Raw genomic sequence first — 22,606 nt, 5'->3', positions numbered from 1 at the left:
AAAACTAAGCCGACCGAGAACGGCTGTCAAGACCTCGAACTCAGGCGACGTGTGCGGCAGGCGGCTCGGCGAGGGCGAAGAGGCGGTCGAATACCGCGACCCGGTCGAACTGCAACGCGTACGCCCGGGCGCGTGACTCGGCGGCGGCCCGCTGCTCGGAGGTCCAGTCGCACACGACCTCGTCGAGCACGGTCCGCAGCATGGCCGGGTCACGCTGCGGCACCAGCAGGGCGGTGTCGCCGACCGCCTCGGGTACGCCGCCGGTCGCGCAGGTGATGATCGGCCCGCCGCCGGCCAGAGCTTTCTCGACCAACGCGATCCCGAACGTCTCGACGAACTCAGGCTGCTCGCGGGTCGGCAGCACGAACGCCGCGCTCCCGGCCATCAGGGCCGGCTTCTCACCGTCGTCCACGTCGGTCAGCACCCGCACCCGCTCGCCAAGGCCCGCTGCAGCTACCCGCGCCACCACCTCGTCTTCCTGAGGCCCACGCCCGGCCAGGACCAGTTGGACCCGCTCGGCTGACCGCGACCCGGCGTACGCCTCGATCAGGTCGTCGACGCCCTTCGCCGAGGCGATCCGTGACAGGAACAGCACGTACCCGTCCCGCAGAAGGCCACGTCGCGCAAGAGTTTCGGCGATCCGCTCGTCGGTGAGCGACAGGTAGGACCAGGAATCGACCGCGGGGTAGGAGATCGCAATGCGCTCGCGGCAACGCTGGGCGAACGTCGTACCGTGCATGCCGTCGAGGGTGGCCGCCGAGGCGACGATCAGGTCCCTGGTGTACTCCGACACCGCCACGCAGTGGTCGGCCGCCAGGTAGACCGACAGGATGTGCGCCGCTGCTCCGAACCGGCCGGTGCTCACGCACTCGCGCACCACGTTGGTGATGTCGGACCCCACCGCCTCGGCGATCGTAGTAACTCGTGCAGGGCCGAGCTGGCGCGCCACCTGGACGGCCTCCTGTACGGCGATGGCGTGCGGGCTCAGGTACAGCGACATCGCCACCGTCGGCACGCCGTCGGTGAACAACTCGACCAGCCGCCCGATCAACCCGGACAGGTAACGCCCGTCCGGAACCCGATAGTCACCGACGGGCCCGGGCCGCTCCACGGTGATACCAGGGCTGTACGGCAGCACGCGGTCGAGTGGTTTCAACGGCAGCCCGGCCGCCTCCAGCGCCTCCAGCGGCCAGGTCACGATCCGTACGTCGTCGAACCCCCGGGTGAGTGCTACCTCGGCGAGACATCGGGCCTCACCGGAGTGCCCGCAGATCACCGGGTCGGCGCGGACGACCAGGACCAGACGGCGGGTCGGTGCGGACGGGAGGGTCGTGTCGTCGGTGATGCTCATGCCTCACCTCCAGTGGCGGGCAGCGGGTCGGATGTGGAGGGTGGCCTGATCCGGGTGCCCCAACCGGAGGGCCGAGGGCCGAGCTCGATGTGCAGGTTGCGGATCCGCCGAAGTTCCCGGCCGGAGATCCAGGGCCGGTCGAGGGTCTTGCCGTTCACCGCGACGGATCGGACGTAGGAGACCGGTCCACCTGCCTCGACCGGCTCGAGTCCCGTCGTGGTGATCAAAAGGTCGCCGTCCGGCAGTTGGATCGTGGACTCCGCCACAGCCGGAGCGCTCAGCAGGAACAGGTTCTGCCCGGCCACGGGGAACAGCCCGAGCGTCGCCCATACGTACCAGGCGGACAGCCCGCCGGAGTCGTCGTTGCCTGGCAACCCGCCCCGGCCGGTGCCGAACTGGTTGGCGACGACGGCATGGACCACCTCTGCGGTTCGGTCCGGCCGGCCCGCGTAGTGGTAGGACCACGGCGCCTCGTAGTCCGGCTCGTTGTTCAGTCCCTCGAACCGGCACAGCTCGTACCCGGCGTTCATCTCGGCCACGCTCGGCGCCACCCCCGGCTGGGTGACAGGTGCGGCGTCGTACCCGAAGAACCGGTCGAGCAGCCCCACGAACGCCTCGTCGCCGCCGGCGAGCGCGATCCGGGCGCGCATGTCGTGCAGCAGCCGGAAGGAGTAGTTCCACCGGCCGCCCTCGTAGAACGTCGAGTCGCGCAGCAGACCGGTGTCCGGGTCGTACGCCGCCTGCCAGCCTCGGGCGAGGTCGCGCATCTGCTGGGCCAGCGTCCGGTCGCGCACCTTGCGGGCGATCGCGGCCGTGCAGTGGTAGGCGTACGCCAGGTCGAGGGTGTGGCTGATCGGGTGCGCGACGCCGTGCACCAGGTAGTCCTCGCCGTACGTCCGGCGAAGGTCCATCTCCAGGTGCACCATGGCCCAGTCCCAGTCGATCCCCGGCACATCCAGTTGGCAGAGGTCGGCCAGGAAGGTGTGCGCGAGCGCGCTGCCCTGCCGGGAGAACCGGTCGGCGCCCTTGGCCATCCGGTAGCCGATCGGCAGGTTGCCCTCCTGCTCGCAGATCGACAGCATCGAGTTGGCCAGCGCGACCGAGCGCTGCGGGAACAGCGTGGTCATCAGCGGAAGCTGGGTGCGGTAGATGTCCCACATGGTGCAGATGTCGAAGGCGTAGGGGCCGCTGGTCGTCCACGGGCTCTCGTCCGGGGCGAAGCACGGCTTGACCAGCGAGTGGTAGAGCGCAGTATCGAAAACCGTTGCCTGGTCATCGGATCCGGCCTTGATCTGGACTTTGCCGAGGTGTTCGCGCCAGGTGGCTGCAGTGGTGACGCGCCGCTCGGCGAAGGTGGCCTGGCTGCGGCCGACGTCCGCGTGCAGGTTGTCGCGGGCAGCCTCGCACCCGCGCAAGGAAAACCCCAGCCGTACTTCGATGGTCTGCTCTCCCCGTGAGGGACCCATGAACATCAGCCCGAACGGCCGCAAGGTCGTCGGCCGGATGTAATCGAAGTCGAGCCGGGTGCCGCCGGGCATCAGACGCCGGTCGTACCACAGCAGTTGCCGCCAGCCCGGCGCATCGACCTCCAAGTGCACGGCCAGCGGCACACCCTCGACGTGAATCTCCCCTTGAGCCACCCCCGGCTCCAGCATCGCCAGATGCGCCTTCAACGGCACGGTCCGGCCATGCGGGATGGCCAGCCCACCGGTCGAGGCGTCGATCACGATCCGCGCGGCGTCATGCGCCGGAAAGGTGTACCGATGAACGGCCGACTTCGGCCCCACCGTCACCTCACAACGCACCCCCGAACTCAACGTCGCCGCGTAGTACCCAGGCTCGGCCACCTCGTCCAACAAATCCCACGTAGTACCCAGCTCATCAAGCGGCCCCAGCATCGGCGTGACCCGAAAGTAGTTGTAATACTTGCGAATCGCTCCAGTACCAGACTGCTGGAAGTGCGTGAACCCCGAAGCGACCGGCCGGTCATACAGCAGCCCCGGCACCCCCTCGGTATTGAAGTCGTACAACCCGTACCCCGTCGGATAGGCCCCCGAGTACGCACACGCCGACACCATCCCAAACGGATGCACGGCCCCCGGATGGGTGTTACCCACCTGCGGCTTCGGCCACCACCAGGTCGACGCCAGCCCCTGCGGCGCAGGCAACTCGGTGGCGCCGCTCCCGATGAACGGGTCGACGTACTCGTACATCGGCTCACCGCCTCACGCGGCTCAATGAGCTCCCACCGTAAGGACCCCAGGTTTCCCCCACATGAGCCACAGAAGGCGCCCAGGTTACGACAACCCCACCCACCCCGGATCGTCCGTCCCGCTGGCATCGGCGGGCCTGTTCAGTCCGGACAGACCCGCCGCTGCAAACGCTTCAGGGCCGCAGCTTCCCAAAGACCAACCGACTGAGGAGAGCAACCAAAACGAAGGCGATGAGCCCTGCCAAGGCGATCACCGAGACGACGCAAGCGATGTTCGTGGCCAGGGTCAGCTTGGCGTCCGACTTCTCGAAGCCTTCGGTCAGGATCGCGAGAGCGGCGAGCATACCGAAACCGATGCTTGCGGAAATCATCACGATCAGGTGATGCCCGCCAAGGGTGGTCGTCGATGTGAGCCGCGACGATTGGTCCAGCCAGGGACCGAAGGTGTGCATATAGACGACTGCCATCAGATCGCAGGCCATCAGGAGCCACATCCTGATGCCTGAGCGAGAGCTACTGCCCGTGGATTTCAAGATCGTCACCCTCCTACTTGCACGGAGGACCAGCGATGCCGCGGTAGATCGGCATGGGCTGGACTTCGACAACTCGCCACGTCGGTTGCGTCGCTCATCGGGCGCCCGCTGCGGTTCGACGAACCGACAAAGTCGGGGCAGGACTCCATGAGCGCTTCGCATGGGCTGAGTGGGGTCCTGTCGTCTCCTTCACTACTGCTACTGGTATGTCTGGCTATACCCGAAGCCGCGTAGCTTCACACATAGTTCAGTAGAATTCAGTTGATATCGGTACAGCGGAGCGCGCATACAAGCGTGAGTTGGACCGGCTCCCGAAAGTTCGCTACTGTGCGCTGGACGCTCCTCACGGACTGCACCCAACTAGAGGGATGGTTCGGCCCATTGGAGTCAAGTGGTCCGCCTGTCTACGTCGCTTTGGGTGTTTTCGGGTGTATACAAAAGGTGTACGGTGTCGACCACATCAGTGGCGGGTAGCAACAAATCCGGGAGTGATCTTGGCTGCTTCAGTCGAGGCTGTCCGTCTTGCCGGCAAGCTCCGTGACCTCCGCGAATCGCATGAGCCGCGGCTGACTCAGGCGATGTTGGCGGACGCCCTGAGCGCTGAGAAGCCGGTAGCAGTCGCAACAATCAGTTCGTGGGAGTCGTTGACCACCCCGAAGCTGCCGCCGGCGGAGCGACTCCACTCATATGCGTTGTTCTTCTGTACGGATAGGTCGAGCGCAGATCCTCCCCATCTCGTGCAGGAGAACGAACTCTCAACGCATGAGCAAACGCGCTTTGAAGGCCTCCATAAGGAGCTCCTCGAACTACGCGACGCAGCCCAGGGTGGTTCGCGCGGTTCCTCGCTGAGCGGCTCGGCCACGTGGAAGTTCGATGACGGACCGGTCACGATCATTTGCCCGGAGGCGCCGCGTGTGGATTGGCCTCCACTAGCGAACGACAAGGATCCCAACTACACGAGGATGTATCGGTACGCCGACCTTGACTCTTTGATCGAGTTATGGGGGCACATCCGCGCTGTCAACCCCGATCTGACCGTGAGGCATTGGTTACCTTCGGAGATAACGGCCGATCACCTGTCCGGTCATGTTGTCGTGCTCGGCGGCATCGCTTGGAACGGGTTGACGAGACGGCTGCTAAAAACATTCCGCGAGTTGCCAGTATCCCAGGTTGAAGTTGATGACCTGGATTCAGGGGAGATCTTCAGATCCAGCGGAGCTGGTGGCCGGGACTTCCGTCCGCTGTGGGAAGAATCGGAAGATGGCCGGGTGCTGGTCGAGGATGTCGCGCTCCTGGCACGCCTGCGTAATCCGTTCAATCACAGCCGAACCGTCACCATTTGCAACGGCATCCACAGTCGCGGAGTGCTGGGGTCCGTGCGAGTACTTACCGATCTCAATGTCCGCGAGCGCAACGAGGCCTTCCTCTCCGAACACTTTCCGGGCGGCTCATTCGCCTTGCTCATGCGAGTACCTGTTGTGGGTGGCGAGGCGCTCTCACCCGATTTGGAGATCGCCTCGAACCGACTCTACGAATGGTCTCCGAAGAAGGCGACGGCCGAGTGAGCAGTAAGACCCACCATGTGCCGTCACACGCGTCACTTCTGCGAGACGTGCCGGCTGTGTCCGTGTCGCCGGCAAGCAGTCGTCTGGACGCGATCGTGGTTCCGGCTTCGCGACCATCGTTGCAGCGCCTCATCTCGCTGTCTGCCCAGCTGTCAGTTCCGTTGGTGGTGCTGTGTAGCAAGCAGGCGCAGGCAGACAAGATCGCGGCACGAGTGGAGGAGACGTTTGGCGCGCGGGCTCTGGTCATCGACGTGCCCGACGGCTATCAGTTGCCGGGTCATCGCCACGTTACCTCCGAAGAAACCTTCCAGAAGGCCAGCGCCCATCGTTGGAGCGATCTCAGTCTCAAACGCAATATCGGACTTGTCCTGGCTCGTCTGCGGGGATGGAAGAAGATCCTCTTCGTCGACGATGACATCTACCAACTCCAACCGCGCCATGTTTGGCGGCTGGCCGGCTCACTCGACCGCCACCCGGTCGCCTCGATGGCCAGCAAGTATTTCCCGGACAACTCGGTGGTATGTCATGCGCGACGCCTGGCCGGACTAGCGCAGGACGTGTTCGTAAGCGGCGCGGTACTTGGCGTCAACACGCAGTACCCGACATTGTCGTTCTTTCCTGATATTTACAACGAGGACTGGTTCTTCTTCGCTCAGCACGCGGCCGCACGCTCGCTACCCAAGATCGGCGATGTCCGACAGGACGAGTATCAGCCGTACGCCGACCCGGAGCGGGCTGCCCGCGAGGAATGGGGTGATGTCCTTGCCGAAGGGCTCTACGCGCTGTTCAGTGGTACGCCTGGCTGGGATCTTAAGGACCAACTAAAGGCGGCGACCAGCGTCAATCATTGGAAGTTGTTCATAGCGGACCGCCGTTCCATGATTTCAGAGACTTGCAATCGCCTCTCAGCTGCGCCGTACATCAGCGATTCGACGGACTCAGATGAAATCCTTGATGCGCGGAGATCGCTGCACCGCGCCGCGACGCAACTGGACAACTTCGTTACGCCAGAGCTCTGCGTCGACTTCATCAACGGTTGGCGCGAAGACGAAGTTCGCTGGCAGGAGCTCATGCCGAGTCTCGGCTCTGTACTCACCGAACGCGAGGCTATGAACGAACTTGAGTTGAAGACCTACTATTCCGCCGGCTACGACGCCGGTCAGCTATCGGTCGAGTCGCTGATTGCTGCCTGGCGATCCAGCCTCAACCGTTCCTCAACGCAAAGTCGAGGTTTGGTGAGAGGCTGGCGCTCGCCGGTGGATTCGAAGCCTAGTCGTTCGTAGGCCGCGCGGGCGTCGTCGTTGCCGTCGAGGATCCATGCCATCAATATGCGAACGCCTGGTTCGATAGCGGCTAGGTACTGAAGCATGGTGCGCAGTACGCCGGTTCTGCGGTGGTCTGGGTCGACCCAGACCGACTCGAGATGTCGTTCGTCCGTTGGTCGGTCGTCGACCCGGATGCAGTGCAGGATGCCGATGACCTGATCGCCGCTTCGAGTGACGATCCAGGCACCTTCGCGAGAGTACGTGCGCCATTCCGCCTCGCCCCAAGATGGTTCACCTGTCGCCAGGAATGCGGCTGGGGAGTCCTTGAGGGCGCGCAGTCGAACCTCCTGGAGGATTTTCCAATCGTCTCCAGCAAGTACTTCGACGTGCAAAGTCGACCTCCCCCGGCGCGTCTCGGCAGTACTGCTGAGACGGTTTCAGTATTGGCTCTCCAGGCAGCACCGGCAATCGCGCGCTGAGTGTCGGGCGGAGGTCGGCGAGTGGGTCGGTCGTTTGTTTGGGGCGTGAGGTGTTGACCAGGCTGCGGTGCCGGGGTTAGCGTCCGGGGGACTTCCTTCGGTGACCTTAGTAAGGGGTGGGGATGCAGCCGGTGCGGGTGGGGAGCAAGGAGTTGATCCGGGAGATCAACTCTTCGCTGGTGCTCGGTGAGCTCCGGGGTGGGTTGGTTTCGCGGACCGAGTTGGCGAAGCGGACCGGGTTGAGTCTGCCTACCGTGTCCGAGATCGTCGGGGAGTTGCTCGGTAGCGGGGTGATCGAGGAGAGGGAGACGGCGAGTTCCGGTGGCGGTAGGCGGCCGGTGTTGCTCGGGCTCAAGGCCGATGCCGGGTTCGTGATCGGCATCAAGCTCACCGAGACCCGGGTGATCGCGGTACTGACCGATCTCAATGCCGGGATCGTCGAGCGGGCCACCGAGACCGTCACCACGAACGACGTCGGCACCGTCGTACGGTCTGTTGCCAGGGTCGTCCGCAAGCTCACCGGCAAGAGATCCGTGTACGGCGTGGGCGTCGGCGTGGCCGGCGTGATCGACCGGGCCGGCGGGGTGGTCCGGCACGGGACGTACTCCGACTGGCACGACGTGGAGCTCGCGACGTTGCTGGAGAAGAAGCTCGGCCTGCCGGTGGTGGTGGACAACGACGTCAACACCCTGGTGGCCAACGAGCAGTGGTTCGGGGCCGGGCGGGGTGTGTCCGACGTCGCGGTGGTCAGTATCGGCCGCGGTATCGGACTCGGCATGGTTCTGGACGGCAGGCTGTACCGCGGTGCCGGTGGTGGCGCGGGCGAGTTCGGCCATACCAAAGTCGTTGCTGACGGCCCCTTGTGTGACTGTGGTGGCAGCGGGTGCCTGGAAGCGCTGATCGGTGAGCCGGCGATCTGCGCGCAGGCAGGTACGGCAACCATCGAGGAAGCGATCGACAAAGCCCGCCAGGGCGACGAAACGACGACAACGATCTTCGACCAAGTCGGCCGCACCCTGGGGACGGCCGTCGGCAACCTGGTGAATCTGCTCAATCCGAAGCTGATCGTCCTCGCCGGGGAGGGGACCCGCGCCGCAGACCTGTTCCTGCCCGGCTTCGACGACGCGGTGCGCAGCACTGTCTTCGACGGACTCCAGCGCGACCTGGAGATCGTCGTGGACGACTGGGACGACGAGGCCTGGGCGCAAGGCGCCGCGGGTCTCTTCCTGGGCGAGCTGTTCCAGCCGAACCTGCGACCGGACGAGGCCGGCAGGCCCTCTCTCACCGCCAGATCGGCGAGCTGACACCCGCCCCTGACAACCCATCCCGACCCGGCCCACCCGAGGCCGGCGCGACCCAGCAGTTCCACCCATCCCGGCCCGGCCCGCCCGAGGCCGGCGCGACCAGCAACTCCACCCGGCCGGCTTGCCCAGCCGCCGGTGACACACCACACCCACGTCCGGTCGGCGACCGGAGAGAAGTGAGGCCGTAGATGAGGCATGCCGTCACGCCGCGAAGGCGGTGGACCGCTGCGATCCTGGTGCTCGCAGCGCTGATCTTCCAATTCACACCGGCCCCCGCCTGGGCCGGCACGCTGACCGGCGTCTTCCACGCGCCGTACGGCGCCGACGAGTTGTACAACACCACCGCCACCGAGCGTGCGCCGCGCGACCCGATGGCCGGTGAGGCGGTGCAGATCAAGGCCACCACGTGGCCGATCTCGCCCGGCCAAACGGTCTGGATCACCTGGACGAAGAACGGCGTGAACCAGACGCCGATCGGGGCGTCCTTCGACTACAACAGTGGTAACAACACGTACTGGAAGGTCGGTCTCGGCACGTTCGCGCGCGGCGACCAGATCACCTACACGGTGAACGCCGACGTGGACGGCGCGAACCAGAAGACCACCGGTCCGTTCTCGTTCGCGGTGACGTCGTACTCCGGTACGGGCAACGTCTCCGGTTTCGTCAACAACGGTACCAGCGTCGACGTGACGACCGGCGACACCGCGGGCAGCTTCACGCCGAAGGTGCGCTTCGCGTTCCCCGCGATCGACCGGTTCCACGTCCAGGTCGCGCCGACCGGGAGCGGCCTCAACATCACCGGCTCCTCGGCGTACACGGTGACCGACAGCGCCGGCACCCTCCAGATCGCCACCACCAAGGTGGTCCTCAAGATCCAGAAGTCGCCTTATCGGGTGGCCGTCTACAAGGGTGACGGTACGACGCTGATCGCCCGGCAGTACGACCCGGCCACCTTCCGCAACACCGGTTGGGCCAGTGACGGCAGTACGACGGTCACCAAGGTCGAGGACCATTGGCTGTCCCCGACCACCGAGCGCTTCGAGGGCCTCGGCGAGCGGTACGACGCGTTGAACCAGCGCGGCAAGGACGTCAGCAACTACGTCTACAACCAGTACCAGGACCAGGGCCCGACCGCGCGCACCTATCTCAGCGTCCCATTCGTGACGAACTCGGCAGGCTACGGCATCTACGTCCCGAGCACGCGGTACTCCGTGTTCAACCTCGGCACGCACTTCAGCGACATGGCGGGCTTCACCGTCGACACGGGCGGCGCGCTCAACTCGACCGTCGACTACTACTTCTTCACCGGCACGCGGGCCGAGATCCTCGACCAGTACACCGCGACCACCGCACGGCCCAAGCTGCCGCCGAAGTGGTCGTTCGGGCTCTGGGGTTCCGCGAACGAGTGGAACACCCAGGCGGAGGTCAACGCCGAACTCGCCAACATGACGTCCAACCAGATCCCGCACACCGCGATGGTGCTCGAGCAGTGGAGTGACGAGGCCACCTTCTACCTGTGGCACGGCGCGACGTACACACCGAAGCCGGGCAGCCAGGCGCTCACCTACGCCGACCTGACCTTCCCGGCCGGCGGCGAATGGACCGATCCGAAGGCGATGGTGACGGCCGCGCACAACCAGGGCGTGAAGATGGTGCTCTGGCAGATCCCGGTCCTGAAACAGGACTTCGACACCAACCCGTCGACGCCGCCGCAGCAGCACATCAACGACCGCGACTATGCCGTTGCCCAGGGCTACGTTCTCGGCGATGGCGCCGGCGGCCCGTATCGGATCCCGGCGGGGCAGTGGTTCGGCAACAGCACGGTGCCGGACTTCACGAAGACCGCGGCGACGAACTGGTGGATGAGCAAGCGGTCGTACCTGTTCGACGACATCGGCATCGACGGCCTCAAGACGGACGGCAGCGAGGCGGTCTTCGGCCGGAACGTGACGAGTGGCTCCGGCCGCAAGGGCGACGAACTGCACAACGGCTACCCGAACGAGTACACCCGGGCCTACAACGACTTCGTCACCACCAAGAAGGGTGCCCAGGGCACCTTGTTCAGCCGCGGCGGTACGTCGGGCGCACAGGCGAACTCGATCTTCTGGGCCGGTGACCAGTCCTCCACCTTCGACGCCTTCCAGCAGGCCGTCCGGGCCGGCCAGAGCGCCGGGGCCAGTGGCATCCCGTTCTGGTCGTGGGATCTCGCGGGCTTCACCGGGACGTTCCCGAGCAGCGAGCTCTACCTCCGAGCGGCCGCGCAGGCGACCTTCGCGCCGATCATGCAGTACCACTCGGAGAAGTCGAACCCGGCGGTCTCCGAAGCCCGTACGCCGTGGAACGTGCAGGCACGCTCGGGCGACGCGACCGTGGTGCCGAAGTTCCGCAAGTTCGCCAACACCCGGATGAACCTGATTCCCTACCTCTACACGGAAGCCAAGAACGCTTCCACCACAGGCCTTCCGATGATGCAGGCGATGAGCATCGCCTACCCGAACGACGCGACCGCGGCCGCGCAGGACCAGCAGTACATGTTCGGCCGTCAGTTGCTGGTGGCCCCTATCACCACGCAGGGTGCGACCAGCAAGAACGTCTACCTGCCGGCCGGGGAGTGGTACGACTTCTGGAACGGTGGCCGCGCCCAAGGCGCCGGGACCAAGGTCTACAACGCCGACACCGGCACCATCCCCGTCTACGCCAAGGCCGGCGCGATCGTCCCGCTCAACCTGAACGCGAACTACGAACTGGGCGGCAACATCGGCAACAGCGTCGACAACTACACGAACCTCGCGTTCCGGATCTACCCGTCAGGTACGACGAGCTACGGGTATTTCGAGGACTCGGCGAACCAGACCCGCACGGTCACCTCGACCGAGAACTTCGCCGGTCACCAGGTCACTGTCAGCGTCCCACCGCTGGCCACCAAGAGCACGTTGCAGGTCGCCTCGTCGAAGCCGACGAGCGTGACGAAGGACGGTACGACGATGACCGCGCACGCCACTCTCGCCGCTCTGCAGAGCGCGACCGAGGGTTGGTACTGGGATCCGGTCCAGCAGCTCACGCTCGTCAAGACCGCGTCGAGCGCCAGCGCGCGGAGCGTAGTACTGAACGGCGTGGACAAGGCCGGCTACGAGGCCGAGTTCGGCACGAACACGGGTACGACGACGAACACCGACCACCCGGGCTACACGGGAACGGGTTTCGTGGACGGCTTCGAGACGTCGGGTGACCTCGTGTCGGTCGACACGAACGCCGATGTCACCGGCAGCCACGTGATCAAGCTCCGCTACTCCAACGGCGCGGCAACCACCGCGACCCGCACGATCCAGGTCGACGGCGTGTCTGTCGGCTCGGTCAATCTCCCGAGCACAGGCAACTGGGACACCTGGGGGACGGCAACGCTGACCACCAGCCTCACCGCCGGGAAACGCGTGGTCAAAGTGTTGTACGGCAGCGGTGGAATCAACCTCGACAACGTGACGGTGGCCCGACCATGAAGCGATTAGCAGCCTTCCTCTTACTGATTCCGTTGTTGGTTGTTCTGCCGACTCAAACTGCACAGGCCGCAGTGCAAAGAGTGCAGTTCACTGCCGGGGGCAACTATCTGGTGGTGGAGTTCCTCGACGACGATCTCGTGCATTTCGAGCTGGGAGCGGGAGCTGGGCCGGGCAGCGGCTCGCCGATCTTCAGCACCGATCAGATCGGCAAGACGAACTACACCGGACCGACCACCTTCAACCAGACCGGGAACACGTTGACGACGGCCGGGCTCAAGGTCGACGTCAACGCGACCACCCTTTGCGCGACCGTCACCGACATCACCCGTTCACCGCAACTGTTGCTCAACACAACCTGTCCCCGAAACCTCAGCCAAGCTTGGAAAGGGCTGAGCTTCACCAAGTCGTCCATGCAGAACGCGTACGGGCTCGGCGAGCAGTTCTTCATGGGTGGCAGTGCCGACGGCGACTGGGTGGGCCGGCAGCGCACGAGTGGCGCCTACGGCAACGCGATGCTCTACGACACGGACAACGGTCCGGTCGGCAACGCGCAGATCCCGGTCCTGTTTGCGGTCGGCGCGAACACCACCAACTACGGCATGTTCGTCGACCAGGTCTACAAGCAGGACTGGAACCTGACCGGCGATCCCTGGACGATGGACACGTACGGCGACCAGCTGCGGTGGTACGTGATGTCAGGCCCCGATCTGCCCGACCTGCGCAAGGACTATCTCGAGCTGACCGGTCGCCCGCCGGTGCCACCGAAGAAGGCGTTCGGGTTGTGGATGTCGGAGTACGGCTACGACAACTGGAACGAGATCGACACGACGCTCAGCGGACTGCGGGCGAACAAGTTCCCGACCGACGGCGTGATGCTGGACGTGAACTGGTTCGGCGGCGTCACGGCCGGCTCCGACAACACCCGGATGGGCACCCTGGACTGGGATCCGGTCAACTTCCCCAATGCGGCCGCCAAGCTGGCGACGTACAAGAACACCAACGGTGTCGGCGTGATGACGATCGAGGAGTCGTACGTCGGGAAGAACCTGCCCGAGCACACCGACATGGCGTCCGGCGGCTACCTGATCAGGGCGGGTTGCTCGAGTTGCAGCCCGTCGTACCTGACGGGGAACGACTGGTGGGGCCGCGGCGGCATGATCGACTGGACCCAGCCGGCCGCTAGCGCGCACTGGCACACGACCCAGCGGCAGCCGCTGATCAACGACGGCGTGATGGGTCACTGGCTCGACCTCGGCGAGCCGGAGATGTACGACTCCAATGACTGGACGTCAGGAGTCTTGGCCGGCAAGCACGCGCACTCCGATTACCACAACCTCTACAACCTCGAGTGGGCGAAGGGGATCGCGAAGGGCTATACGGACAACGCGGTGCAGCAGCGGCCGTTCATGCTCGCGCGGTCCGCGGCCGGTGGCATCCAGCGCACCGGTACGGCGATGTGGTCCGGCGACATCGGGTCGAAGCTGACCGCCCTCGCCGACCAGCAGAACGTCCAGATGCAGATGTCGATGTCCGGAATCGACTACTTCGGCTCCGACATCGGCGGCTTCCGCCGGGAGATGCTCAATTCGGACCTGAACGAGCTCTACACCCAGTGGTTCGCGAACTCGTCCTGGTTCGACGTACCGATCCGGCCGCACACCGAGAACCTCTGCAACTGCGCGGAGACCTCGCCGGACTCGATCGGCGACGTGCCGAGCAACCTGGCGAACCTGCGGCAGCGCTACGAGCTCACGCCGTACTACTACTCCCTGGCCCACAAGGCCTACACGACCGGCGAACCGCTGATGCCGCCGCTGGTCTACCAGTACCAGAACGACCCGAACGTGCGGGAGACCGGTCACGAGAAGCTGATCGGCAAGGACCTGCTCGTCGGCGTCGCGGCCGGCGCGAACCAGCGCAAGCGGGACGTCTACCTGCCGGCCGGGACCTGGTACGACTACTACACCAACACCAAGACGGTCAGCACCGGGCAGAACCTGACCGACGTACCGCTGTGGCGCAACGGCAAGTTCCAGCTGCCGGCCTATGCAAGAGCGGGCGCGATCATCCCGAAGATGTACGTCGACGACCAGACCATGAACGTGATGGGCAAGCGCGCCGACGGTACGACGCGCAACGAGCTGGTGGCCCGGGTGTACTCCGACCCGACCGCGTCGTCGTTCACGCTCGCCGAGGACGACGGCTCCACCATCGGCTACCAGACCGGCTCCAAGCGGACCACCGACCTGACCCAGTCGCGATCAGGCAGTACTGCGACCGTCGGCATCGCGGCCGCGTCGGGCACCTACACCGGAGCACCGAGCAGCCGCTCGAACGTGGTCGAACTCGTGGCCGACACCCAGGCGTCGGCCGTGACGCTCAACGGGTCGGCGCTCACGCAGTACGCGAACAAGGCAGCCTTCGACGCGGCCGCCAGCGGCTGGTACAACGCCGGCGGCAACCTCGTCGTCGCCAAGTCGGCCTCGCTCGCAGTCAGTACGGCGAAGTCGTTCGTCTTCACCCTCGGCCAGGCGGTCGTCTCGAAGACGTTCAGCTGCAGCAACGGGACCACCACGACCGGCCAGTCCGTGTACGTCGTGGGCAACGTGCCGCAACTCGGGGCCTGGTCGGTCGCGAGCGCGGTGAAGCTGGCGCCGACCAGCTACCCGACCTGGACCGGCACGATCAGCAACCTGCCGCCGAACATCTCGGTGGAATGGAAGTGCATCAAGCGGCAGGAGGCGAACTACCCGGCGACGGCAGACCTTTGGGGGCCGGACCCGAACATCACCTTCACCACGCCGGCGACAGGCAGTGGTGGAACTACTACTGGCGGGTTCTGACTTCTCTCACCGATCACGCGGGCTGTGGCACAGCGATGCCAGTGTCACAGCCCGCGACGGCGTCTGAGACCCTGGTAACGGCCTTCCATGTCCTGAGTAAGGACTTAGTGAAGATTGGCTGCTGTCGGCTCTGCCGAGGTGGATCCGCGCGGTCTCGGCCGTAAATTCGGAGAGGTGTCAGTCGAAGTCAGGAGTGAGCGAAGTGCAACGGGGCAGTCAGGCCGTGCCGTCGGCATGCCTGCAGAGATCGGCGTCGGCGCCGTCATGACGACGCTGAACAAGATTCTGGCGATCGCCGGGGTGGCACTGCTGCTCGGCGGCCTGGCACTGGGTTTCCGCTCGGTCTCCGCTGATTCGACCAACTGCGGCTCGGTCTTCCAGCCCGCCCGCGGCATCACCCCGATGGCCTGCGACGGGCGGCTGAACAACTCGGCCACCCTGGTCACGGTGCTGATGGTCGTCGGCGGCCTGGCCGTGGCGGCCGCCATCACGCTGAAGGTCGTGCGCGACCGCGTCCACGCCTGAGCGTCGGCCACCCGGCCCGCGGATGATCAGGGCCGGATGATCAGGGCCGGATGATCAGCTTGCCGGTGGTGCGCCGGGCCAGCAGGTCCTCGTGCGCGTGGCGGGACTGGTCGAGCGCGTACTCACCGCCGAGGATCGGGCTGATCGTGCCGTTCGCGGTGAGGCGGAGCAACTCGGCCAGCGGTTCGGCATAGCCGCCCGGATACTCCAGCGCCGGCACCAGCCAGAACGCCGCCACCGACTGGTTGCCTTCGGCAAGCGCCCCGATGTCGACCAGCGGCCGCCCTTCGCGGGCGGCGTTCCCGTACGACACCAGCCGGCCGAATCCGGCCAGCACCTCCAGACCGGCCAGCAGGATCTTGCCGCCGGTGGCGTCGAGGATGACGTCGACCGGGCGGCCGTCGTTGGCGGCGAGCACCTGCTCGGCGTACGAGTCGAGTGAACTGTTCACGGCGACGTCCGCGCCGAGGTTGATCGCGAGTTCGCGCTTGTCCGGCCGTGAGGCGACCGCGATCACCCGGCCCGCGCCGAAGAACTTGGCCAGCTGGATCGCGAGCGTCCCGACGCCGCCGGCGGCCGCGTTCACGACGACCGTCTCGCCGGGCGCCAGGCGGGCGGAATTGCGCAGGACATGCCAAGCGGTCAGCCCCTGCACCAGCAGCGCGAGCGCTTGGCCGTCGCTGACCTCGTCCGGTACTTCGACCGCGCGGGCCGCCGGGATCACGGCCTCCTCGGCATAGCCGCCACCGGAGAAGATCGGCGCGAGCAGGCGCCGGCCGTCGGCGCCTCGGCCGACCACCTCGACCCCGGGGACGAACGGAAGCAGCGAGCCGCCGCGATACGACCCGTCGGTGCGATGGGTGTCGGCGTAGTTCACGCCGGCCGCGCTGACCTCCACCAGGAGCTCGTCCGGGGCGGGGACCGGCGTGGGGAGCTCGGTGAGGGCGAGGACCTCTGGTCCGCCGTACCGGCTGACCTGGATGGCGCGCATGGCTGGTTCCGTTCCGTCGACGACTGGTCCGGCAAAGGTAGTAACGGCCTGAACCCGCCGGACAGTTGTCGTCGTCGATGGAAATTCGTGGTCCATGAGAGCCGCTCATGGAAGAGCGCTAGCCTGGTGAGGTGCTGGACGATCTCACCGCGGCCGAGCTGCGCATTCTGGATGCCGTCGATGCGGAAGGCAGCTTTTCCGCCGCCGCGGCCAGACTGGGGCTGACGCAGTCCGCCGTCTCACACTCGGTCCGGGGCACGGAGCGGAAGGTCGGCGCGGTCCTGTTCGACCGGGGCCGGCATGGAGCCCGGCCGACCGCCGCCGGGCTGAGTGCGATCAAGCACGGCCGCGGTGTCCTGCGGCTGATGACCGTGCTCCAGCAGGACGTGCGGGCCGCTTCGGGCGAGCAACTGACCGATCGCCTGCGGATCGCGGCCTTCCGCAGCGCGGCCGCCCAACTGTTGCCACCGGCCCTCACCAGGCTGCGGGCACGCCACCCACAACTCGCGTACGACGTGTCGATCGTGCGCGACGTCGGCGGCGGTACCGCGAACGAGGTGGTGGCCGGCCGGGCCGACATCGCCATCGTCAACCTGCCGCACCGGCTGCCCGCCGAGGCCGGCCTGGTCGGCGGCACGCTGCTGGACGAGCCGTACGTGCTGATCCATCCGTCCGGTCACCCGGATCCGCGCTCGCTGCCGGTGATCGACTGGACGGAGAACTGCTCGGCCGCGACCAAGGACTGGTTCGCCACCCAAGAATGGTTGCCAACGGCCACGATCAACGTCGCCGACGACAGCGTGCTGCTGTCGATGGTGGCGCACGGCCTGGGGATGGCGGTCGTGCCGCGCTCGACCGCGGCGGATCGCCCGGCGGACGTCGTACTGGCCGAGCTCGGGGCCGACGCGCCCCGGCGTACGGTCGGCTATGTCGCCGCGCCCGAGCTGGCGCGCAGTACGGCGGTCCGGGAACTGGTCCGCGAACTGCGGTCATTATCGTGAGGCCATGAGTTTCACCGGGTTCCCGACCGCCGCGCTCGACTTCTACGACGACCTGGAGATGGACAACACCAAGACGTTCTGGACCGAGCACAAGCATGTCTACGAGGAGTCGGTGAAGGCGCCGATGGCCGCGTTGCTCGCCGAACTGGAGGCGGAGTTCGGGACGGCCAAACTCTTCCGGCCCTATCGCGACGTCCGGTTCGCCAAGGACAAGACGCCGTACAAGACACACCAGGGCGCGTTCATCGACCTCGGCCCGTCGACCGGCTGGTACGTGCAGGTGTCGGCGCCCGGCGTCCGGGTGGGGGCCGGCTTCTACGAGGCCTCGGCCGACCGGCTGGCACGCATCCGGGCCGCGATCGACGACGACCGGCGCGGCAAGGAACTCGAGAAGCTGCTCGGCAAGCTGCAGAAGGCCGGCTGGACGTTGGGTGGAGAGAAACTGAAGACGAGCCCGCGCGGCTGGGACGCCGACCACCCGAGAATCGAACTCCTCCGGCACAAATCGATCACCCTGGGCAAGTCGTACGGGTTCGAGCCGATCATCCACAGCGCCGACCTGGTCGACCAGATCCGCCACGACTGGCGAGCCACCCGCCCATTCCTGGACTGGCTCACCACCAACGGCTGACCAGTCCTCGCCGAGCGGGCACGGACGTCAGTCGTCGAAGTCCTTGAGGATCCGGTGCAGGTGGTCGCGGGTCTTGTTCGGCGGGGGAGCAGCGACGCAGAGGGCTTCCATGGTCGCGGTGTACTGGTCGAGGTCCTCGAGCTTGTCCAGGTAGAGCGCGCTGGTGAGGTGCTCGATGTAGACGATGTCCGGCAGGTCCTGCTCCGGGAAACGGAGAATGCTGTACGCACCGCCGGTGGCCGCGTGGCCGCCGGACTCGAACGGCATCACCTGGAGCGTCACGTTCGGCATGTGGGTTGCTTCGAGCAGCGCCTCGAGCTGGATCCGCATCGCCTTCACGCCGCCGATGGGACGGCGCAGGACGGACTCGTCGACGACCGCCCAGAGCCGGACCGGGGTCGGCGTACGGTGCAGCACCTCCTGGCGGCTGACCCGCAGCGCGACCCGGCGCTCGACCTCTTCGGCCGGGATCAGCCCGCGACCGAGCTGGACGACTGCCCGCACGTACTCCGGGGTCTGCAGCAGGCCGGGGACGAACTGCAGCTCGTAGGTACGAATCAGTTGCGCGGCCGCTTCGAGGCCGAGATAGGAGTGGAACCAGCTCGGCAGTACGTCGCCGAAGCGGTGCCACCAGCCCGGGTTGTTCGCGTCCCGGGCGAGGGCCATCAGCCGCTCGCGCTCCTCGCCGTCGTCCAGGCCGTACAGCGTGAGCAGGTCGCCGACGTCGCGTTCCTTGAACCCGACCCGGCCGAGCTCCATCCGGCTGACCTTGGACTCCGATGAGCGGATCTCCCAGCCGGCGTCCGACCGGCTGATACCGGCCGCCTCCCGCATCCGGCGGAGATGCGCTCCGAGAATGATTCGCAGCGCTGTCGGTCCGCTCTGCGCGCCCGACTCAGTCACGCTCACCTCCGACGACACCCCAGCTGCCCCGTAGCGGACGGTCTGCCCACCCCGACCAAATCATCGCACGTCCTCGCACCGAACTGTCGAAGTTCTTACACAAGAGTCGCCTCGAGTGGCCGCACTCTGGGTTCCGGTCACAGAGCGTCATCGTAGCCGGTTGCGGCATCGATGCCAGTTTTCGGACATGTTCTGACAAAGTTCGGCCGTTTCGGCCCTGATCTCCGGCCCGGCGAGGGGCCTGGAAGGCCGATCCACGCCTGAAAACGGCCTCAAAACGGTCACAACTGAAAAACGTGCGGATGCACGTGCATTGGGCGCTTGCATTCGTACTGTGCGACCGCCATGATTGCTTCATGCACAGAAGGTGAGCTGAATCTCGCAACCAGTGACATCGCGTGATTCGGCAGGCCGGTCCACTGATCGTCGGCGGAGACGCCGGCACGACTGGTTGGGGAACCCGAGTCGATGAGCAACCACGACATCGAGGCCGTCGAGAGCGGCGCCGACACCAGCGGTGGCCGGGCGCCCGACGAGCTGACCGAGCGGGAGATCCAGGAACTCGTCGCGCGCTGCCCCGAGCAGCAGCGATGGGCCTTCGAAGGCTGGCTTCGCGGCGTCCGTCAACTCGACGGGGATCCGATCGTGAGCCTGGGATGAACAGCGACCGAGCAGGAGGCTGGAAGATGGTGCGGATCTGGTTGGGTGATCACCTGATCGCCGAGTACGTCGCGGAGCCCGACCGGGCGTCGCGGTACCAGCGAGTCATGACGCCCAAGTTCACCGGACTGCGAATCACTGTGGACGGCGCGGCGACCACCGGCGCCTCCGAACTTCCGAGCGAGCAGCTCTGGCCGCTCACCGTGCAGTGAAGCAGTAGCCACTTCCTCCTCGACGAGCGACGGCCACTTCGGTGGCCGCCCCGCGGCCAGCCACCGCCGCGGTGAACAAGAAGGCCGATCTTCGCTGAAGATCGGCCTTCTTGTCTTGCTGCCCGCAGCTGTTCTGCTGTCTCCACTTGCTCGGCCGGGGCTGCAGGGCCGCCCAGAACATCAGAGGCCCCCTCACCACTCGCCTGGGGAAGGGGCCTCTTGCTTGTGCTGGTCTGGATCAGACGAGATCGTCGAACTCCCCGTCGTGGACTCCGCCGAGGAATGCCTCGATCTCAGCCTTGGTGAACACCAGCGCCGGTCCGGACGTGAAACGCGAGTTCCGCATCGCCACGCCACCATCCGCCAGCTTCGCCACCTCTACGCAGTTGCCGTTGGGGCCGCTGCGCTGACTCTTCCGCCAGGTCAGCTCGCTCGTCGCGTCCCCGGGCATGCCGTTGTAGATAGCAGTCATCAGCTGCACCTTCCGTACGTCTTTGGCATATGCACGTGCATTTGGGCTTGCATTTGCATCGTACACGTTCAAGGCCTCTGTGTCCGATCGATTACCCACCGTGCAAATCGCGTCGCGCGGCTTGGGCGCGGCGGTAGCTCACGGTGAGTGGAAACGCCTCCATACCGCGCAAAAAGCCTCCCGAACGAGGAGGAGGATCGAGTGCCGGGGAGAAGTGAAAAGTGGGCTCTTTGGTTGAGGGATCAGGTAGGTGGGCGGGGGACCTGGAATCCTTGCCAGAAACACTCCCGGGACGGGTGATCCAGCCTTCCACTGGTATGGATATGCACTAGGCTGAGCGCGACGATTCCCCTCCACACGAAGGCTCCGCCGATGGCGACTCCCGACGGCCCGGACGCGACTCCCGGCTTCGACACCTCCCAGCCGACCATCGCGCGCGTGTACGACGCGTTGCTCGGTGGCAAGGACAACTTCGCCGCCGACCGCGAGGGTGCGGCGACCTACCTGAAGTACGTGCCGGACGCCGGTCGCTGCGCGATCGAGAACCGGGCTGCCCTGGTCAAGGGCGTTCAGTACCTCGCGCGCACGGCGGGCATCGACCAGTTCCTCGACATCGGCAGCGGCCTGCCGACGCAGAAGAACACGCACCAGGCGGCGCAGGAGGTCAACCCGAGGGCGAAGGTCGTGTACGTCGACGTCGACCCGATCGTGCTCGCGCACGGCCGCGCGCTGCTGGCCACCGACGACAGCACGATCGTCGTGACCGCGGATCTGCGCGACCCGCAGGGCATCCTGGACAACAAGGAGATCACCGACCACCTGGACTTCACCCGTCCGATCGCGTTGATGATCGTCGGCATCCACATGCACTTCCACGACGACGAGAAGCCGGACGAGTGGGTCCGCACGCTGATGAACGCGCTGCCCTCCGGCAGCTACTTGTTCATCACGGACTTCGTCGACACCGGTGAGCCGCTGCAGAAGGCGATGGAGCAGGCCGGCCTGGAGAGCCTGGGCAACGGCTGGATCCGGACGCCGGAGCGGATCGAGCAGCACTTCCTCGGCCTGCCGCTGGTGCCGCCCGGCCTGGACTTCCTGGCTCGCTGGTTCCCGGAGGACCCGGATGCCGAAGTGCCGGCCGCCGAAGATCTCCAGCCGTACCAGCGCATTCTGATGGCAGGGATCGCCAAGAAGAACTGACCTACAGCAGCAATCAGAAGGCGCGCGACCAGCAGCTGGTCGCGCGCCTTCTGCGTGTCCGCGGCCGCCGACCGTCGATCGGGGTGTGCCGATTGTGACGCTGCGTGCCGGGTACCGGCACAATGGGGCTGACAGCTTCTATCGATGGGGACCCTGTGCACTACCGGATGATCAGGACGGTGCCCGCCGACGCGGTCGCCATCGTGCGGGCGTACCCGCCGATGGTGATCTGCTTCGCCGCGGCCCTCGCCGGTACCGCGGTCGTCTTCGACGTCTTCTACCTGGTCGCCAGTCCGGGCCTGACTTTGGCGATGGTCTACACCGTTCCCGTCCTGGCAGGCCTGATCGCAGGCCTGGTCGCGGCGTCGGACGAAGTCGGGCTGGAGCGGAAGGTGCTCGGCTGGACGACGGCCGCGACGATCTCCGTGGCGATCACCAATGTCGTCGTGGTCGCGATGATCGCCGCGATGCGCCGGACGGGTCCGTCGAACTGGGCGGCCGGTTTCCATTCGATCCTGCTGGCAGGCTGCAGCGTGTTGTCCGTTGCTGTCACCATCGTTGTCATCGGCAACCTGATTCCGCAACTCGGGATCGAGCTCAGGACCAAGCTGCCGAAGAAGAAGGTCAAGGTCTACGTTCCTCCGGCGCCGATCGCGGCGCCGAAGCCGCGGGTCAGCAAGGAGGCGGCTGCCCGCGCCAAGCCGGCGCGGGTCGAGCCCGAGCCCGAGCCCGAGCCGGTCGAAGAGTCGTACGCCGAGCCGGCGTACGTCCCACCGCCGCCGAAGGTGGTCGACCTCGACGAACCACGCGAGGTCGTCCTACGCTCCGAGGGCACCGGCCACGCCGACCGCCTGGTGCCCCGCCCACGCCGCACGCCGTCCGTCCCCCCATCCCGCCGCCCCCACCGCCCCCGCCGACGCCCAGAGCGCTGAGCAGGCACGGGATGCGGCCTCGAGGGCTGG

General features: G+C 66.2%; 19 protein-coding genes and 1 pseudogene. 13 read left to right on the top strand and 7 right to left on the bottom strand.

Going from position 1 to position 22,606, the window contains the following annotated elements:
• Positions 1-40 precede the first annotated feature (40 nt).
• From EV138_RS08325 to EV138_RS08315, 3 genes are all read right to left on the bottom strand, one after another.
• Positions 41-1,351, bottom strand: a complete 1,311-nt coding sequence (locus EV138_RS08325) for a glycosyltransferase (protein WP_133977820.1) — start codon at positions 1,349-1,351, stop codon at positions 41-43.
• A complete protein-coding gene (locus tag EV138_RS08320) occupies positions 1,348-3,564 on the bottom strand; it encodes a glycoside hydrolase domain-containing protein (protein ID WP_133977819.1) in 2,217 nt (738 codons plus the stop codon). The genes EV138_RS08325 and EV138_RS08320 overlap by 4 nt, the downstream gene beginning before the upstream one ends.
• A gap of 172 nt (positions 3,565-3,736) precedes the next feature.
• Positions 3,737-4,105: a hypothetical protein gene (locus tag EV138_RS08315; RefSeq protein ID WP_133977818.1), complete on the bottom strand. Its 369-nt coding sequence runs from the start codon at positions 4,103-4,105 to the stop codon at positions 3,737-3,739.
• 485 nt (positions 4,106-4,590) lie between these two features.
• On the opposite strand from EV138_RS08315, the gene EV138_RS08310 reads away from it, so the two are divergent.
• Positions 4,591-5,661: an XRE family transcriptional regulator gene (locus EV138_RS08310; RefSeq protein ID WP_133977817.1), complete on the top strand. Its 1,071-nt coding sequence runs from the start codon at positions 4,591-4,593 to the stop codon at positions 5,659-5,661.
• Positions 5,658-6,944: a hypothetical protein gene (locus EV138_RS37930; protein WP_238158013.1), complete on the top strand. Its 1,287-nt coding sequence runs from the start codon at positions 5,658-5,660 to the stop codon at positions 6,942-6,944. Before EV138_RS08310 ends, EV138_RS37930 begins: the two co-directional genes overlap by 4 nt.
• 20 nt (positions 6,945-6,964) lie before the next feature.
• Here the strand turns inward: EV138_RS37930 and EV138_RS38575 are convergent.
• A pseudogene (locus EV138_RS38575) lies at positions 6,965-7,165 on the bottom strand (GNAT family N-acetyltransferase); the annotation flags it as partial.
• On the opposite strand from EV138_RS38575, the gene EV138_RS37925 reads away from it, so the two are divergent.
• From EV138_RS37925 to EV138_RS08285, 5 genes are all read left to right on the top strand, one after another.
• On the top strand, positions 7,085-7,405 hold the full coding sequence (locus EV138_RS37925; RefSeq protein ID WP_238158012.1) for a hypothetical protein: 321 nt from the start codon (positions 7,085-7,087) through the stop codon (positions 7,403-7,405). The pseudogene EV138_RS38575 and the gene EV138_RS37925 overlap by 81 nt on opposite strands.
• A 122-nt stretch (positions 7,406-7,527) precedes the next feature.
• The gene (locus EV138_RS08300) at positions 7,528-8,709 is read left to right on the top strand and encodes an ROK family transcriptional regulator (RefSeq protein WP_133977815.1); all 1,182 of its coding nucleotides are present in this window, start codon (positions 7,528-7,530) and stop codon (positions 8,707-8,709) included.
• 188 nt (positions 8,710-8,897) lie between these two features.
• Complete coding sequence (locus EV138_RS08295) at positions 8,898-12,206, top strand: TIM-barrel domain-containing protein (RefSeq protein ID WP_133977814.1); 3,309 nt, start codon at positions 8,898-8,900, stop codon at positions 12,204-12,206.
• Positions 12,207-12,286: 80 nt separating this feature from the next.
• Positions 12,287-15,049, top strand: a complete 2,763-nt coding sequence (locus EV138_RS08290; RefSeq protein WP_238158011.1) for a TIM-barrel domain-containing protein — start codon at positions 12,287-12,289, stop codon at positions 15,047-15,049.
• Positions 15,050-15,283: 234 nt separating this feature from the next.
• Positions 15,284-15,574 (top strand): hypothetical protein, encoded by a 291-nt coding sequence (locus EV138_RS08285; RefSeq protein ID WP_166678530.1) that lies wholly within the window; start codon positions 15,284-15,286, stop codon positions 15,572-15,574.
• 40 nt (positions 15,575-15,614) lie between these two features.
• On the opposite strand, the gene EV138_RS08280 is transcribed toward EV138_RS08285, so the two are convergent.
• On the bottom strand, positions 15,615-16,565 hold the full coding sequence (locus EV138_RS08280; RefSeq protein ID WP_133977811.1) for a quinone oxidoreductase family protein: 951 nt from the start codon (positions 16,563-16,565) through the stop codon (positions 15,615-15,617).
• A 131-nt stretch (positions 16,566-16,696) separates the two neighbouring features.
• On the opposite strand from EV138_RS08280, the gene EV138_RS08275 reads away from it, so the two are divergent.
• On the top strand, positions 16,697-17,566 hold the full coding sequence (locus EV138_RS08275) for a LysR family transcriptional regulator (protein ID WP_238158010.1): 870 nt from the start codon (positions 16,697-16,699) through the stop codon (positions 17,564-17,566).
• A 4-nt stretch (positions 17,567-17,570) separates the two neighbouring features.
• Positions 17,571-18,197 (top strand): DUF2461 domain-containing protein, encoded by a 627-nt coding sequence (locus EV138_RS08270; protein WP_133977810.1) that lies wholly within the window; start codon positions 17,571-17,573, stop codon positions 18,195-18,197.
• 27 nt (positions 18,198-18,224) lie between these two features.
• On the opposite strand, the gene EV138_RS08265 is transcribed toward EV138_RS08270, so the two are convergent.
• Positions 18,225-19,100, bottom strand: a complete 876-nt coding sequence (locus tag EV138_RS08265; RefSeq protein ID WP_133977809.1) for a Sco1979 family transcriptional regulator — start codon at positions 19,098-19,100, stop codon at positions 18,225-18,227.
• Between the two features lie 468 nt (positions 19,101-19,568).
• On the opposite strand from EV138_RS08265, the gene EV138_RS08260 reads away from it, so the two are divergent.
• Positions 19,569-19,760, top strand: a complete 192-nt coding sequence (locus EV138_RS08260) for a hypothetical protein (protein WP_133977808.1) — start codon at positions 19,569-19,571, stop codon at positions 19,758-19,760.
• 26 nt (positions 19,761-19,786) lie between these two features.
• Positions 19,787-19,972, top strand: a complete 186-nt coding sequence (locus tag EV138_RS08255) for a hypothetical protein (RefSeq protein WP_020390521.1) — start codon at positions 19,787-19,789, stop codon at positions 19,970-19,972.
• Positions 19,973-20,210: 238 nt separating this feature from the next.
• On the opposite strand, the gene EV138_RS08250 is transcribed toward EV138_RS08255, so the two are convergent.
• The gene (locus EV138_RS08250) at positions 20,211-20,444 is read right to left on the bottom strand and encodes a DUF397 domain-containing protein (protein ID WP_112249185.1); all 234 of its coding nucleotides are present in this window, start codon (positions 20,442-20,444) and stop codon (positions 20,211-20,213) included.
• Between the two features lie 372 nt (positions 20,445-20,816).
• On the opposite strand from EV138_RS08250, the gene EV138_RS08245 reads away from it, so the two are divergent.
• Together EV138_RS08245 and EV138_RS08240 are read left to right on the top strand one after the other, a co-directional pair.
• Positions 20,817-21,644 (top strand): SAM-dependent methyltransferase, encoded by an 828-nt coding sequence (locus tag EV138_RS08245; protein WP_133977807.1) that lies wholly within the window; start codon positions 20,817-20,819, stop codon positions 21,642-21,644.
• Between the two features lie 167 nt (positions 21,645-21,811).
• Positions 21,812-22,576: a DUF2231 domain-containing protein gene (locus EV138_RS08240; RefSeq protein ID WP_238158009.1), complete on the top strand. Its 765-nt coding sequence runs from the start codon at positions 21,812-21,814 to the stop codon at positions 22,574-22,576.
• The last annotated feature ends 30 nt before the right edge of the window (positions 22,577-22,606 follow it).

The sequence above is a fragment of the Kribbella voronezhensis genome (assembly GCF_004365175.1).
GTDB lineage: Bacteria > Actinomycetota > Actinomycetes > Propionibacteriales > Kribbellaceae > Kribbella > Kribbella voronezhensis.
Note: the sequence above shows the minus strand (reverse complement) of the source record. Positions and strands in the feature narration are given on the sequence as shown.